Origin of the sequence: Conexibacter sp. W3-3-2, assembly GCF_009707605.1 — a bacterium.
GTDB classification, from domain to species: Bacteria; Actinomycetota; Thermoleophilia; order Solirubrobacterales; family Solirubrobacteraceae; genus Paraconexibacter; species Paraconexibacter algicola.
Map to the genome: position 1 here is coordinate 1,715,464 of NZ_WLYW01000001.1, position 14,910 is coordinate 1,730,373.

A 14,910-nucleotide genomic window follows, 5' to 3' on the forward strand; every position below is an offset into this window, starting at 1 on the left:
CGCCGGAGCGGGCCTTCGCGTCAGGTCACGTGCGGACCGCTCAGTCCTCGGACGGGATGTCCAGGTCGGCGAGCTCCTCGGCGAAGCCGGGATCCGTGCCGCCCACCCCGATGTCCTCGAGCTGGCTGATGTCGTCGCTGAACGAGGAGCCGAAGCCGCCGAGGCCGCCGTCGCCCTCCAGCAGCTCCGCGGCGATCTCGTCCTGGTCGAGCAGCCCGACGTCGTCCATCGCGCGGGGCAGCGGCTCCGACGGCTCGATCTCGATCCGGCGGTAGCGCTTGAGGCCCGTGGCCGCCGGGATGAGCTTCCCGATGATCACGTTCTCCTTCAGGCCGTTGAGGGTGTCCTTCTTGCCCTCGAGCGCCGCGTCGGTCAGGACCTTCGTCGTCTCCTGGAACGAGGCCGCCGACAGGAACGAGTCGGTGTTCAGGGAGGCCTTGGTGATGCCGAGGATGATCTCCTCGAACTGGGCCTGCTCGCCCTTGGCCTTCTTGATCTTCTCGTTCTCGTCGCGGAACTCGTAGCGGTCGACGAGCGCACCGGGCAGGTAGGCGGTGTCGCCCTTCTGGTCCACGCGGACCTTCTTGAGCATCTGCCGCACGATCAGCTCGATGTGCTTGTCGTTGATGTCCACGCCCTGGGACTTGTAGACCTCCTGCACCTCCTTGACGAGGTAGCGCTCGGTCTCCGTCCGGCCGCGCAGGCGCAGCAGGTCGTGCGGGTAGAGGGAGCCCTCGGAGAGCTGCCGCCCCGCCTTCACCGACTCGCCGTCCTCGACGAACAGGCGCGTGCGCGGCGGGAACTTGTAGGGGTGCTCCTCGCCGGCCTCGTCGGTGACGGTGACGAGGGTCTCCTTGTCGGACTTCTCGACCCGGGCCACGCCGTCCTGCTCGGCGATCTGCGCGAGGCCCTTCGGCTTGCGGGCCTCGAACAGCTCGACGACGCGCGGGAGGCCGTGCGTGATGTCCGCGCCGGCGACGCCGCCGGTGTGGAACGTCCGCATGGTCAGCTGCGTGCCGGGCTCGCCGATCGACTGCGCCGCGATGATGCCGACGGCGTCACCGATCTGCGCGGTCTTGCCGGACGCCATCGAGCGGCCGTAGCACGCCTGGCACACGCCGGTCTCGGCGATGCACTTCAGCGTCGAGCGGACCGCGATGCGGGGCGCCTCGACCTGGTTGGGCGACGCGCGGTGCGCCTCGAGCTCGGCGGTGAACGCCTCGCCGATGGCGGCCGCCTCGGCCCGGTCGATCTCGTTGCCCTTCTTGACGATGGTGCCGTCCGGCCCCTTGACGTCCTCGGCGGCGATGCGGCCGATGAGGTTGTCGTTGACCTCGCCCGTGGCGGTGTACGCCTCGAGGGTGATGAACTCCTTGGTCCCGCAGTCCGGCTCGCGGATGATCACGTCCTGCGCGACGTCGACGAGACGGCGCGTCAGGTAGCCGGAGTCCGCGGTGCGCAGCGCGGTGTCCGCGAGGCCCTTGCGGGCGCCGTGGGTGGAGATGAAGTACTCCAGGACGGTCAGGCCCTCCATGAAGTTCGACCGGATCGGCCGGTTGGCGATGATCTCGCCCTTCGGGTTGGCCATCAGGCCGCGCATGCCGGCCAGCTGACGGATCTGCTTGAAGGAGCCACGCGCCCCGCTGTCGGCCATCATGAAGATGGAGTTCAGCTGGTCGAAGTTCTCCTGCATGGCGTCCGCGACCTCCTCGGTCGCGCCGTTCCACTGGTCCACGACCTTCTCGTGGAGCTCCTCGGCCGTGATCAGGCCCATGTCGTACTGGTCGTTGAGCTCGCCGACGAGCGCCTCGTGCTTGTCGAGGATCTCCTGCTTGTTCGGCGGGATGATCACGTCGTTCTTCGAGACGGTGATGCCGGCCAGCGTCGAGTACTTGAACCCGAGGTCCTTGAACGCGTCGAGGACCAGCGCGACCGCCGGGGCGCCGTACGCCTGGACGAGCGCGTCGATGACCTTCACCGTGTCGCGCTTCTTCATCGGCTGGTTGACGAACGCGTACTCGGCCGGGTCGAACTTCTCGCCGAGGGCCTCCTCCAGCGCCCGCTCGATGCGGTCGTTGTAGATGATCCGGCCGACGGTCGTGAGGACGTGACCGCCCTGACGCCCGACCGGGCGGAACTCCGCGAGGGTGTGCAGGCCGACGACCTTCGCCTCGTAGGAGAGCTCGGCCTCCTGCGCGCTGCGGAAGACGTGCGGGCGCTCCTGCCCCGCCGGCCAGTCGCCGGACTTCAGCTTGCCCTGGAGCTCGGCGAGCTCGCCCGGCTCCGGCCCGAGCGTCAGGTAGTAGGCGCCGAGCACCATGTCCTGCGTCGGGGTGGCCAGCGGCGCGCCGTGCGCGGGGGACAGGATGTTGTTCGAGGAGAGCATGAGGATCCGGGCCTCCGCCTGCGCCTCGGCGCTCAGCGGGAGATGGACCGCCATCTGGTCGCCGTCGAAGTCCGCGTTGAACGCGGAGCAGACGAGCGGGTGGACCTGGATGGCCTTGCCCTCGACGAGCACCGGCTCGAAGGCCTGGATGCCGAGGCGGTGGAGCGTGGGCGCGCGGTTGAGCAGCACCGGGTGCTCGTGGATGACCTGCTCGAGGACGTCCCAGACCTCGGGGATCATCGAGTCGACCATCTTCTTGGCGGCCTTGATGTTCTGCGCCGCCTTGCGCTCGACGAGCTGGGCCATGATGAACGGCTTGAACAGCTCGAGCGCCATGAGCTTCGGCAGGCCGCACTGGTGCAGGCGCAGGTACGGGCCGGCCACGATGACCGAGCGGCCCGAGTAGTCCACGCGCTTGCCGAGCAGGTTCTGACGGAACCGGCCCTGCTTGCCCTTGAGCATGTCCGAGAGCGACTTCAGCGGGCGGTTGCCCGGGCCCGTGACGGGCCGGCCGCGACGGCCGTTGTCGAACAGCGCGTCGACGGCCTCCTGCAGCATGCGCTTCTCGTTGTTGACGATGATCTCCGGCGCGCCGAGGTCGAGCAGCCGCTTGAGGCGGTTGTTGCGGTTGATGACGCGGCGGTAGAGGTCGTTGAGGTCGGAGGTCGCGAAGCGGCCACCGTCCAGCTGGACCATCGGGCGCAGCTCCGGCGGGATCACCGGGACGGCCTCGAGGATCATCATCTCGGGCTTGTTGCGCGGCTCCTCGCCCGGGGCGTCCGGGAGGAACGCGGACAGCACCTTCAGGCGCTTGACCGCGCGGGCCTGCTTCTGGCCCTTGCCGTTCTTGACGAGGTCGGAGAGGAACTCCTCCTCGTGCTCGAGCACGAAGCCGGGGGCGTCCTGCGGGCGCAGGTCGTCACCGGGGGTGCGGTCCGGGTCGACGTCGCGCGGCTTGGCGGCCACGTCGTAGGCGGGCTTGGTCTGCAGCAGCTCGCGGACGTGCTCGGCGCCCATGCCACCGCCGAAGTACTCGCCGAAGCCGTACGGGGAGCCGAAGCGGTGCTTGAGCTCGCGGAAGAACGTCTCGTCGGCGATGAGCTTCTTCGGGACGAACTCGTCCTTGTCGATCGCCTTCTCGACGTACGTGTTCAGCGGCCACTCCTCGCCCTCGGCGGGCGGCTCGTCGGCGGGCTCGTTCTTGTTGGCGAAGAGCTTCCAGACCTCCTTGAGGCGCATCCGCGCGTCCTCGTAGTAGGCCTCGGTGTCGTCGATGTCCGTCGCGAAGGTCTTCTTGACCTCGTTCTGGAGCTTCTTGCGCTCGTCGTCGGAGAGCTTCTTGACGTTGATCTCCAGCGACTCCGCCCAGAGGTGGTCCTCGTCGCCGAAGGCGCCCTGGCTGCCGTCGTCGAGGTACGCCAGGCGCGCCTCGCGGGAGGTGCGGAGCTCCTCGACGCGCTCCTTCTGCTCGGCGAGCAGGCGGTCGAGCTCCTCCTGCATCTGGGCCTCGAGCTGGGGCAGGTCGCGCCAGCGGGCCTCCTGGTCGACCCAGGTGATGACCGACGCCGCGAAGTACAGGATCTTCTCGAGCTCCTTGGGAGCCATGTCGAGCAGGTAGCCGATGCGGCTCGGGACGCCCTTGAAGAACCAGATGTGGCTGACCGGGGCGGCGAGGTCGATGTGGCCCATCCGCTCACGGCGGACCTTCGACCGCGTCACCTCGACGCCGCAGCGCTCGCAGACGATGCCCTTGTAGCGGACGCGCTTGTACTTGCCGCAGTAGCACTCCCAGTCCTTGGTCGGACCGAAGATGCGCTCGCAGAAGAGGCCGTCCTTCTCCGGCTTCAGCGTGCGGTAGTTGATGGTCTCCGGCTTGATGACCTCACCCGAGGACCAGGCACGGATCTGCTTGCTGGACGCGAGTCCGATCTCGATGGCGTCGAAGTTGTTGATGTCAATCATGTGACTAGGCCTCCGCCCCGTCCAGGTCCACGTCGATGTCGATGTCCGAGTCCGCGTCGTCGTCCGCGTCGCCCTCGGGCTGGTTGGCGGCATCCACCTCGGGGTCCTCGACCTCCGAGGTCTCGCCCGTCGCGGCGCGCACGCCGGACAGGTCGATGCCGAGCTCCTCGGCGGCGCGCAGGAGGTCGTCGTCCTCCTCGCCCACCTCGGCGCTCTGGCCCTCCTCGGAGACGACGTTGACGTCGAGCGCCAGCGACTGCATCTCCTTGAGCAGGACCTTGAAGGACTCGGGGATCGACGGCTCGGCGATGTTCTCGCCCTTGACGATCGCCTCGTAGGCCTTCACGCGTCCGACCGTGTCGTCGGACTTGATGGTCAGCATCTCCTGCAGCGTGTAGGCGGCGCCGTACGCCTCGAGCGCCCAGACCTCCATCTCGCCGAAGCGCTGACCGCCGAACTGCGCCTTGCCGCCCAGCGGCTGCTGGGTGACGAGCGAGTACGGGCCCGTCGAGCGCGCGTGGATCTTGTCGTCGACGAGGTGGTGCAGCTTCAGGATGTACATGTAGCCGACCGTGACCTGCTGCTCGAACGGCTCACCGGTGCGGCCGTTGTAGAGCGTGAACTTGCCCGACGCGCGCCGGCCCTCGGGGCGGCTCTCGTCGACGTCCATGCGGATCGGCCCGCCCGCGGCGGTGTGCTCCTTCTGCCACTGCACGAGCGCGTTGTCGACGTCCGCGACCGCGGCACCGTCGAACACCGGGGTGGCGGTGTAGACCTTGCCCAGGCGCCCGTTCTTCTGCGGGTGGCTGCGGCTGATCTTGTACGCCTCGGTGCCGTCGTCGTACCAGCCCTCCGCGGCGGCCCACCCGAGGTGGGTCTCCAGCAGCTGACCGACGTTCATGCGCGACGGGACGCCCAGCGGGTTGAGGATGACGTCGACCGGCGTGCCGTCCTCGAGGAACGGCATGTCGTGCTCGTCGACGATCTTCGAGATGACGCCCTTGTTGCCGTGGCGGCCGGCGAGCTTGTCGCCCTCGGAGATCTTGCGCTTCTTCGCGACGAAGACGCGCACGAGCTCGTTGACGCCGGGCGGCAGGTCGTCGCCGTTGTCGCGGCTGAAGGTCATGACGTCGATGACGACGCCGCCCTCGCCGTGCGGCACCTTCAGGGAGGTGTCGCGGACCTCGCGGGCCTTCTCCTTGAAGATCGCGCGGATCAGCTTCTCCTCGGCGGTCAGCTCCGTCTCGCCCTTGGGCGTGACCTTGCCGACCAGCAGGTCACCCGACCCGACCTCGGCGCCGATGCGCACGATGCCGCGATCGTCGAGGTTGCGCAGCGACTCCTCCGAGCGGTTCGGGATGTCGCGGGTGATCTCCTCGTCGCCGAGCTTCGTCGTGCGGGCGTCGACCTCGTACTCCTCGATGTGGATCGAGGTGAGCTCGTCGTCCTTCACGAGCCGCTTGGACAGGATGATCGCGTCCTCGAAGTTGTAGCCCTCCCAGGACATGAAGGCGACGCGCAGGTTCTTGCCCAGCGCCATCTCGCCGTGGTCGGTCGAGGAGCCGTCCGCGAGGACGTCGCCCTTCTTGACCTCGGCGCCCGGGAGCACCATCGGCTTCTGGTGGATGAGCGTGCCTTGGTTGGAGCGCATGAACTTCTGCAGCGCGTACTCGCGGCGCTCGTCCTGGCCGGTGATCGTGATGTTCTCGGCGTCGACGTACTCGACCACGCCGTCGAACTCGGCCATCAGGACGTCGCCGGTGTCGAGCGCGGCACGGCGCTCCATGCCCGTGCCGACGATCGGCGCGTCGGACTTCAGCAGCGGGACGGCCTGGCGCTGCATGTTCGAGCCCATGAGCGCGCGGTTGGCGTCGTCGTGCTCGAGGAACGGGATCATCGCCGTGGCGACGGACCAGATCTGCTGCGGCGAGACGTCCATCAGGTCGACGTCCTTGGGCGTGACCGTGACGTACTGGCCGGACTGCGTGCGGCAGACGACCTCGGGGCCCTTGAGCTTGCCGGTCTTCTCGTCGATCGGGTGGTTGGCCTGCGCGATCAGGCGCGGCTCCTCCTGGGTGGCGTCCAGCCGGACGATCTCCTCGGTGACGACGCCATCGGTGACCACGCGGTAGGGCGTGGTGACGAAGCCGTGCTCGGAGACCTCCGCGTAGCTCGACAGCGAGCCGATGAGGCCGATGTTCGGCCCCTCCGGCGTCTCGATCGGGCACATGCGGCCGTAGTGGGTCGGGTGGACGTCGCGGACCTCGATGGGCGCGCGCTCGCGGGTCAGGCCGCCGGCGCCGAGCGCCGAGAGGCGGCGGCGGTGCGTGAGGCCCGACAGCGAGTTCGTCTGGTCCATGAACTGCGACAGCTGCGAGGAGCCGAAGAACTCCTTCTGGGCGGCGACGACCGGGCGGATGTTCACGATCGTCTGCGGCGTGATCGTGTCCTCGTCCTCGGTCGTGAGGCGCTCGCGGACGACGCGCTCCATCCGGTAGAGGCCGATGCGGAACGCCTCCTGGATGAGCTCGCCGACCGTGCGCAGGCGCCGGTTGCCGAAGTGCTCGTACTCGTCGAGGTGCTCGGCGACGGGCTCGCGCGGCATGACCGCGGCCTCGGCGGCGTAGTCCTTGATCTCGACCTCCGGGTCCTCGGGGAGGCCCAGGAGCTTCGGGAGCTTCACGAGCTCGCGGACGAGCGCGTGGATGTCGTCGTGCGTCAGCGTGCGGGTGTCGAGGTCGATCTCGAGCCCGAGCCGCGAGTTCAGCTTGTAGCGGCCGACGCGCGTGAGGTCGTAGCGCTTGGGGTCGAAGAACAGCTGCTGCAGCAGCGCGTAGGCGGCGTCGACGCTCGGCGGCTCGCCCGGGCGCTGCTTCTTGAACAGCTCGATCAGCGCGCCCTTCTTCGTGCGCGTGTTCTCCGCGTCGCCCTCGAGCGTGTTGCGGATGTAGGCCGAGCCCTCGAACATCTCGAGGATCTCGTTGTCGAGGCGCAGGATGTCGTCCTCGGACTCCTCGACCGACCCGTCGGTCTCGGGGTTGTAGGCCATCGCGCGCAGCAGGACGGTGACCGGCAGCTTGCGCTTGCGGTCGATCCGGACGAAGACCTTGCCCTTCTTGTCGATCTCGAGCTCGAGCCAGGAGCCGCGGGCCGGCATGAGGTTCGCGGTGAAGACCTGCTTCTCGCGGTCCTTCGGCTCCATCAGGTAGGCGCCCGGCGAGCGGACGAGCTGCGTGACGACGACGCGCTCGGTGCCGTTGATGATGAACGTGCCGCGGTCGGTCATCCACGGGAAGTCGCCCATGAAGACCGACTGCTCGCGGATCTCGCCGGTCTCGTGGTTGATGAACGCGACAGTGACGGTCAGCGGGCGCGAGTAGGTGAGGTCCTTCTCGCGGCACTCCTCGATCGACGCGCTCGGCTCGTCGAAGACGAAGTCGCCGAACTGGACGGCGAGGTGACCGGTGTAGTCCTCGATCGGCGAGATGTCGTCGATCGTCTCGCGCAGGCCCCCGTTCTCGGGATCGACCAGCCACTCGAAGGAGCGCTTCTGGATGTCGATCAGGTTGGGGACATCGACGAGCTTGTTCAGGCGCGCGAAGGTCCGGCGAGCGCGGGGAGCGTCAACACGAGGCACGACAGGCGACTCCTCAGGGAGATCGGAACGGGCAAGAGCGAGGGCGCGCGTCCACGGGGACCACGAACGCGACCAACGAAGATAGCACACGGCTACGCGCACCCCGCGGGGGGTGCATTCGGCGCTCACGGACCCCGCCCGGTGCCTGGTCCGCGTATGTGGCGCGGGGGCGAAAGGGGGCGGCTACGACTATCGGCCGACCGGGACAGGGTAGCCGGTCGGCGCCCCCGGGGAAGCCCGGCGCTCCGGGCCCCCGCCGCTCAGGCCCGCCCGGCCCCGCGCGGCAGCGTGCAGACGAACGCCCGGCCCCCGCGCTCGGCCGCGCTCACCGCCTTGCGACGCGTCACGGTGATCGTGCCGCGCCGCAGCACCCGGCCGGTGTCGCCGACGCGCACGACGTAGCGGTAGCGCCCCGCGCGGGCCGCGATGCGGGCGCGCAGCGTCGCGACCCGGCCACGGGTGCCGCGGTAGCGCTGCTTGGCGAGGACCTTGCCGCGCACGTCCGTGAACGTCAGCGTCAGGGTCGCCGTGCGCGTCCTCAGCGCCCGCGGGACGCGGATCCTCGCCTTGAACGCGTAGCCGCCCTTCGCCTGCGCGATCGGGGTCGGCGGCCGCGACGGCGTCGTCGGCGTGGCGGCCGGCGCCGGCGCGGCGCCCTGGATCTGCGCGCGCTGCGCCTCGGCCGGGCCGGCCGTCGCGGGCCAGCCGTCGCCGGTGAACTCCAGGACGTCCATGCCGCGGGCGATGTCCCCGGTGAAGACGTAGGAGCGGCCGCCGACGCGGTGCGGCTTGGCCGCCCACGTGTTCGCCCCGGTCGGGATGAACGAGCCGAGCAGGCGCGGCGCCGCCGGGTCCTGGTAGTCGACGACGTGCGTGCCGCGGCCGTACCAGGCGGCGACGAGCCGGTTGACGTCCGGCGCCTGCCACAGCACGTGGACGGTGCAGCCGCCCGTCGGGTTCAGCGCGGCGGGCAGGTTGAACGTGCCGATCTTGCCGCTCCCCTTCCCGCCGTCGAGCATCGTGCCGTCCCGCTCGAGCTTGTAGAAGTGGATCGCGCCCGTGTCGGTCGGGTCGCCGATGACCGGCAGGATGCCCTCGCCCAGGCGCACCGGCAGCTGCCCGCACACCGGCACGTCGGTGCCGCCGAGCAGCTCGTCGGTGACCACGAGCGTGTCGCGCGCCGGGTTGGGCTCGGCCTGGTGGCTGATCGTGACCGCCGGGTCGGCCAGCCGCTGGAGGATCCTCGGGCTCCTCGGGTCCGTCACGTCGATCACGTCCGTGAAGCCGATCGACGCCGCGTAGAGCAGCGTGCGGCCGTCCGGGCGGTGGTCGACGTAGGAGTCGTGGATCGAGTCCTCGCCGCCGAACGACAGCTCCGACAGCTTCGCCGGCACCGCCGGGTCGGTCAGGTCGTAGATCTCGAGCTTCGAGTACGACGTCGGGTAGTTGTTGATGTAGAGCGTGCGCCCGTCGAGCGTGTGCGTGTGGGACCCCACCGCGGTCTCGATGAAGCTCTTCAGCACCGGCCGGGCGCGGTCGGTCACGTCGATGACCATCGACCCCTGCTTGCCGTCGGGCAGGCAGCTCGCGCCGCTGGAGTCGGTGGTGAGCAGCGCGAGGTTCCCGTCGGTCGAGAGCTGCACGTCGTACTGGGAGCCGCCGCCGCAGGAGAAGACCCCCACGCGCCGCGGCCGGGTCGGATCGGACACGTCGGCGATGACCATGCCCTCCGTGTAGGAGCCGATGAACGCGAAGTTCCCGTGCAGCTCGAGGTCCGACGCCGCCGGGTTGCCGCCCGCGGTGTCGAGCGGCAGGTTGCCGACGATCCGCATGTTCTGGCCCATGCCGGTCAGCGGCTGGGCGGCGGGGATCGCCGCCTGGGCGCGCGTGAGCGACGACGGGCGCAGCCCGGTCTCCCCCAGCTGGTACGCGTGCGCCGCGGGCGCCGCCCCCGCACCCGCGGCGATCGTCAGCAGCAGCCCCAGCGCTCGGCGTCCCATGCAGACGCCAACGGTCCCCGCGGCGGGAACTTGCGGTCCCGCCGCCGGGAGCGGGGTCTAGCGGTCCACGGAGGACATGTCCGGGTAGCGGTCGCCGTGGCCGGGGCCGACCGCGTCGATGCGGGCGAGGTCGTCGTCGGTCAGCTCGACCTCGAGCGCGGCGACGTTCTCCTCGAGGTAGGTGCGGCGCTTCGTGCCCGGGATCGGCGCGACGTCGTCGCCCTGGCGGTGGACCCAGGCGAGCGCCACCTGACCGGGGGTCGCGTCGTGGGCCTGCGCGATCTCCCGCACCACGTCGACGATCGCGAGGTTCTTGTCGATGTTGCCGTCCTGCAGGCGCGGCTGGACGCGGCGGAAGTCGCCGTCCGGGAGGTCGTCGACCGTGCGGACCGTCCCGGTGAGGAAGCCGCGGCCGAGCGGGCTGTACGGCACGAAGCCGATCCCGAGCTCGCGCACCGTCGCGAGGATCTCCCGCTCCGGGTCGCGCGACCAGATCGAGTACTCGGTCTGCAGGGCGGTGATCGGGTGGACGGCGTGGGCGCGGCGGATCGTCGCGGGCGCCGCCTCGGAGAGCCCGAGGAAGCGGACCTTGCCCTCGGCGACGAGCTGCGCCATCGCGCCGACCGTCTCCTCGATCGGGGTGTCCGGGTCGACCCGGTGCTGGTAGTAGAGGTCGATGTGGTCGACCCCGAGGCGACGCAGCGACGCCTCGCAGGCGGCCTTCACGTACTCCGGACGGCCGTCGACCCCGCGCTTGGTCGGGTCGTCGGGATCGCGCAGGATGCCGAACTTCGTGGCCAGGACGACCTCGTCGCGACGGTCGGCGATCGCGCGGCCGACGAGCTCCTCGTTGGCGCCGAAGCCGTACATGTCGGCGGTGTCGAGGAAGGTCACGCCGAGGTCGAGCGCCCGGTGGAGGGTCGCGGTCGACTCGGTGTCGTCGCGGTCGCCGTAGAAGTCGGACATGCCCATGCAGCCGAGGCCCTGCCGGCTGACGGTGAGCGCGGCGTCGCCGCGGCCGAGGGTGGACGTGGGGAGCGTCATGTGCACTGGTCCTCTCGAGGGGGTGTCGTGTCCGAGACCGTGGGCCCGCGAGGGACCGGCGGCCACCCCCATCCTTCCCGTTCCCGCCCGGGCTACTCGCGCCCGCGGCGGGCGGGGCGCGCCGCCGCCGCGCCCCGGACCGATCCGCATCGGGGGGAGCCGGTGTGATGGGCCGGACCGGTCGGGGCGCGTACGGGGCGTCCTCCACGGTGCCAGCCGTCCCGTCACCGGGGCGTAACGGACCGCTCAGTAGTCGCGGTAGCCCTCGCGGGCGTACGCCACGATCCGCGGCTTGTCGAGCGTCGAGCGCAGGTCGCCCGGCGGGCGGCGGCGGTCGCGCCCGAACACGGCGGCGGCCTGCAGCGTCGGGCCGTCGAGGAACCGCAGCGGTCGCGGCGGCGGATCCAGCGTCAGCGCCGGGCGGGCGGTCCCGGCCAGGTGGAAGCCCCAGTCGCCGAAGCTCGGCACGTCGACGTGGTAGCTCGTGACCGCCAGGCCCGCGCCCTCGAGGCTCGCGGCGATCGACCAGTACGCCTTCTGCGCGAAGTACGGGCTGCCGCTCTGCACCACGAGGCGACCGCCCGGCGCGAGCGCGCGGCGCACCAGCCCGTAGAGCTCCACCGAGTAGAGCTTGGCGAGCGCGGCGTCGTCGGGGTCCGGGAAGTCGGCGATGACCACGTCGAACGCGTGCGCGGGCGCGGTGCGCAGCCAGGCGAACGCGTCACGGGTGACCGTCCGCACGCGCCGGTCGCGCAGGCTGTCGCCGTTGAGCGCGCGCAGGCGCTCGTCCTCGCGGGCCAGGCGCAGCATCCGCGGGTCGAGCTCGACCTGGACGGCCTCGCGGACGTCCGGGTAGCGGAGCACCTCGCGCATCGCCAGGCCGTCGCCGCCCCCGAGCACCAGCACGCGGGAGCGCGACCCCGCCATGGCGGGGTGCACGAGCGCCTCGTGGTAGCGGTACTCGTCCTTGGAGGAAAACTGCAGGTCGCCGTTGAGGAACAGCCGCAGGTCGCCACCGGCCAGCGACCGCGTGAGCACGATCTCCTGGTAGCGGGTGCGCTCGCTGAGCACGATCGGGTCGTCGTAGAGCGCCTGGCGCGCGTCGACCTCGAAGCGGTCGGCGAGCGCCGCGGTCGCCCCGAGGACCGCGAGGACCGCGGCGAACGCGACGCCCAGCCAGCGTCGCGTGCGCGCCGACAGGTCGCCGCCGAGCAGCCACACGACGACGACGCCGGCCCCGAGGTTGAGCGCGCCGACCGCCAGCGCGGTGTCGATCTGCCCGAGGAACGGGAGCAGCAGCAGCGGGAACGAGACGCCGCCGACGACCGCGCCGAGGTAGTCGGCGGCGAGCAGCTCGGCCACCGAGGTGCCGGTCTCCTGGCGGCGCACGCGCTGCAGCAGGACGACGAGCAGCGGGATCTCGCAGCCCACCAGCAGGCCGATCGACGCGGCGAACAGCAGCATCACCGGCTGGTACAGGTCGAGGTACGCGAACGCGGCGTACAGGCCGATCGCGCTGAGGCCGCCGATCAGCGCCACGAGGCACTCGACGAGGGCGAACGAGACGACCGGGCGACCCATCAGCGGCCGCGACAGCAGCGATCCCGCGCCCATGCTGGAGACGAACGCGGCGAGCACGAGCGAGACCTGCTCGATCGAGTTGCCGAGCAGGTACGTGCCCATCGCGACGATCACGAGCTCGTAGATGAACCCGCAGACCGCGACGAGCAGCACGGTTCCCAGCAGGACGGCCCGGGCGGGCCGCTGCGCGAGCGCGACCACGACGGCGACCGTCAGCTGATCGCGGCCGCGACGATCGCGCCGGCCGCCAGCAGCGCCGCCGCGATGACGTACGCCACGGGCTGCTCGCCCTCCCGGTGACAGACGTCGCTGAGCTTGCCGGGCGTGAGGACGTCCACGACGACGAACGCCACGCCGAGCATCAGCACCCCGACGCCGCCGTAGCCCGCCGTCTCGGCGAGGCCCTCCCCGAGCGGCCCGTCGGCCGAGGCGATCGCCGTGGTGACGACGGCGCCGACCGCGACCATGCCGGCGGCGGTGATGATCCCGGCGGAGCGGTTGCGCTCCTCGATGATCAGCTCGCCGAGCTTGCCGGGGATCAGCAGGTCGAGGATCAGGAAGCCGGCGGCGAGCAGCGCGACGCCGACGGCCCCGTAGAGGAGGGCGCTCGCGATCTCGGTGAAGAAGTCGTCCATGTCAGGTGCCCTTCGGTGCGGGTGGGTCGGTCTCGGCGGCGCGACGGCGACGGCGGGCCGCGAGGCGGGCGGCGCGCCCGGCGGCCGAGCGGTCGCTCAGGACGACCGAGACGAACCACCAGACGCCGCCGAGGATCGCCAGCAGGCAGACGGCCAGGGCCAGCCACGACTCGCGCAGCCAGTCGGGCACGCGCGGGGAGCCGGTCGCCCGGTCGCGTGCGGCAGCGCCGGTCGGGCCCGTCAGCGCGTCGGCCTCGAGCTCGGGCGCGGCGCCCTTGGAGGCGGCGACGATCGGCAGCGCCCCGACCATGTTGGCGAGCACGACATCCCCGTCGTCCCCCTTGAGGTCGCCGCCGTCCAGGCCGAGCGCCTCCAGGTCCCCGATCCGCGGACCGTTCGGGAGCGTGGAGACGACCGTGGCGTTGGAGCTGTCGTCGGCCTCGCAGGACTCGCAGGTGAAGCGGACGCTGCCGAAGAGCTCGACGACGCGGGTGCAGCCGGCGTTCTCGGCGTCGGTCACGCCGATGCCGGGCCCCGCGCCCGAGCCGACGTCGATGCCGCTCGGCCCGCCCGACGAGTCGCTGACGTCGACCCGCCAGCCGTAGCAGACGTCCTGCTCGGCGGTCGCCTCCGCCAGCGACTGCGCGAGCTCGGCGGCGTCGCCGTCGGACAGCAGCGGGCCCGCGCTCGCCGGGGTGGCGAGGACCGCCGACGCCAGCAGCGCCGCGAGCACCACGACGAGGCGCGCCCTCACTTGCCGCCGCCCCCCCGGACCGCCGCCGCGGAAGCTCTCGGCGGGCCCCGAGTAGGTGCCCCAGTAGCCGCCGACGTACGGGTAGAAGAGGCCGTACCCGCGGTTCTCGTCGGCGAGCGTGATGCGCGAGCCGCGCCCGTCGGGCTGGACGCCCACGTAGTCGCCGCGGTAGCGCAGGAAGATGCCCTCGGGCGTGACGCGGCGGTCCGCCGGCTCGTGCTCGCGCTGGATGTCGGCGGCGACCTTCGCGGGCGACTGGCTCGACCGGTAGACCTCCGCCCCGCCCTGGCTGCCCGCGCGGGTGTAGTGGTCCTTGACGTAGCCGCGCACCGAGCCGGTCGTCGCGAGCGTCAGGACGATGCCGAGGACCCCGACCGCGATGAGGCCGAGCGCGAGACCGCGACGGGGGTTCACCGGCGCACCGTCACGGTCGTGGTGGTGTGGACGAGCTCGTCGGTCTGCGGGTAGGCGTGCCAGGTCTCCCAGCTGACCGCCTCCCGACCGACCGCGCGGGCGCGCAGCGCGGTGAACGCCTCGACGTGCCCCGGGAACAGCCCGACGAGGCCGTCCGGGTCGACGGCGACCGCGTCGGCGAGGTCGAGGCCGTCGGCGGCACCGAGCGGCAGGACCTCGGCGGTGAAGCGGTAGGTGTGGGTGATGCGGTCGTGCTCGCGCACCGCGGGCAGGTCGCCCGGACGGCCCGGGTCGCAGGCGAGCACCTCGCACAGCGCGACGCCGTCCCCGCGGACGTGGACCTGGTGGGAGTGCCCGAGCAGCCCGAGCTCGACCTCGAGGCCACCGACGCGCACGCGGCGGGTGCCGAGCGTCGGGCCCGGGGCCCGGTCGAGCCGCAGCACGAGGTCGGCGGCGCGCACGTCGGCGTACGGGGTGGCGAGCGCGAGCTTCACCGG

Annotated in this window: 8 protein-coding genes; all 8 read right to left on the reverse strand. The window is 71.2% G+C overall.

What is annotated here, in order from left to right; all coding sequences use genetic code 11:
• Positions 1-40: 40 nt before the first annotated feature.
• Complete coding sequence (rpoC, locus tag GKE82_RS08505) at positions 41-4,348, reverse strand: DNA-directed RNA polymerase subunit beta' (protein WP_154732986.1); 4,308 nt, start codon at positions 4,346-4,348, stop codon at positions 41-43.
• Positions 4,349-4,352: 4 nt separating this feature from the next.
• On the reverse strand, positions 4,353-7,985 hold the full coding sequence (locus GKE82_RS08510) for a DNA-directed RNA polymerase subunit beta (RefSeq protein WP_309233498.1): 3,633 nt from the start codon (positions 7,983-7,985) through the stop codon (positions 4,353-4,355).
• 260 nt (positions 7,986-8,245) lie between these two features.
• Entirely contained in the window at positions 8,246-9,985 is a 1,740-nt protein-coding gene (locus GKE82_RS08515) for an LVIVD repeat-containing protein (RefSeq protein ID WP_154732987.1), read from the reverse strand.
• Between the two features lie 57 nt (positions 9,986-10,042).
• Positions 10,043-11,029, reverse strand: a complete 987-nt coding sequence (locus GKE82_RS08520; RefSeq protein ID WP_107571240.1) for an aldo/keto reductase — start codon at positions 11,027-11,029, stop codon at positions 10,043-10,045.
• Positions 11,030-11,275: 246 nt separating this feature from the next.
• Complete coding sequence (locus GKE82_RS08525; protein WP_154732988.1) at positions 11,276-12,826, reverse strand: polyamine aminopropyltransferase; 1,551 nt, start codon at positions 12,824-12,826, stop codon at positions 11,276-11,278.
• Complete coding sequence (locus tag GKE82_RS08530; RefSeq protein ID WP_154732989.1) at positions 12,823-13,245, reverse strand: DUF350 domain-containing protein; 423 nt, start codon at positions 13,243-13,245, stop codon at positions 12,823-12,825. Before GKE82_RS08530 ends, GKE82_RS08525 begins: the two co-directional genes overlap by 4 nt.
• A gap of 1 nt (position 13,246) precedes the next feature.
• Positions 13,247-14,413, reverse strand: coding sequence for a DUF4247 domain-containing protein (locus GKE82_RS08535; RefSeq protein ID WP_196189121.1), 1,167 nt, complete (start codon positions 14,411-14,413; stop codon positions 13,247-13,249).
• On the reverse strand, positions 14,410-14,907 hold the full coding sequence (locus GKE82_RS08540; RefSeq protein WP_107571236.1) for a DUF2617 family protein: 498 nt from the start codon (positions 14,905-14,907) through the stop codon (positions 14,410-14,412). The genes GKE82_RS08535 and GKE82_RS08540 overlap by 4 nt, the downstream gene beginning before the upstream one ends.
• Positions 14,908-14,910: the final 3 nt, after the last annotated feature.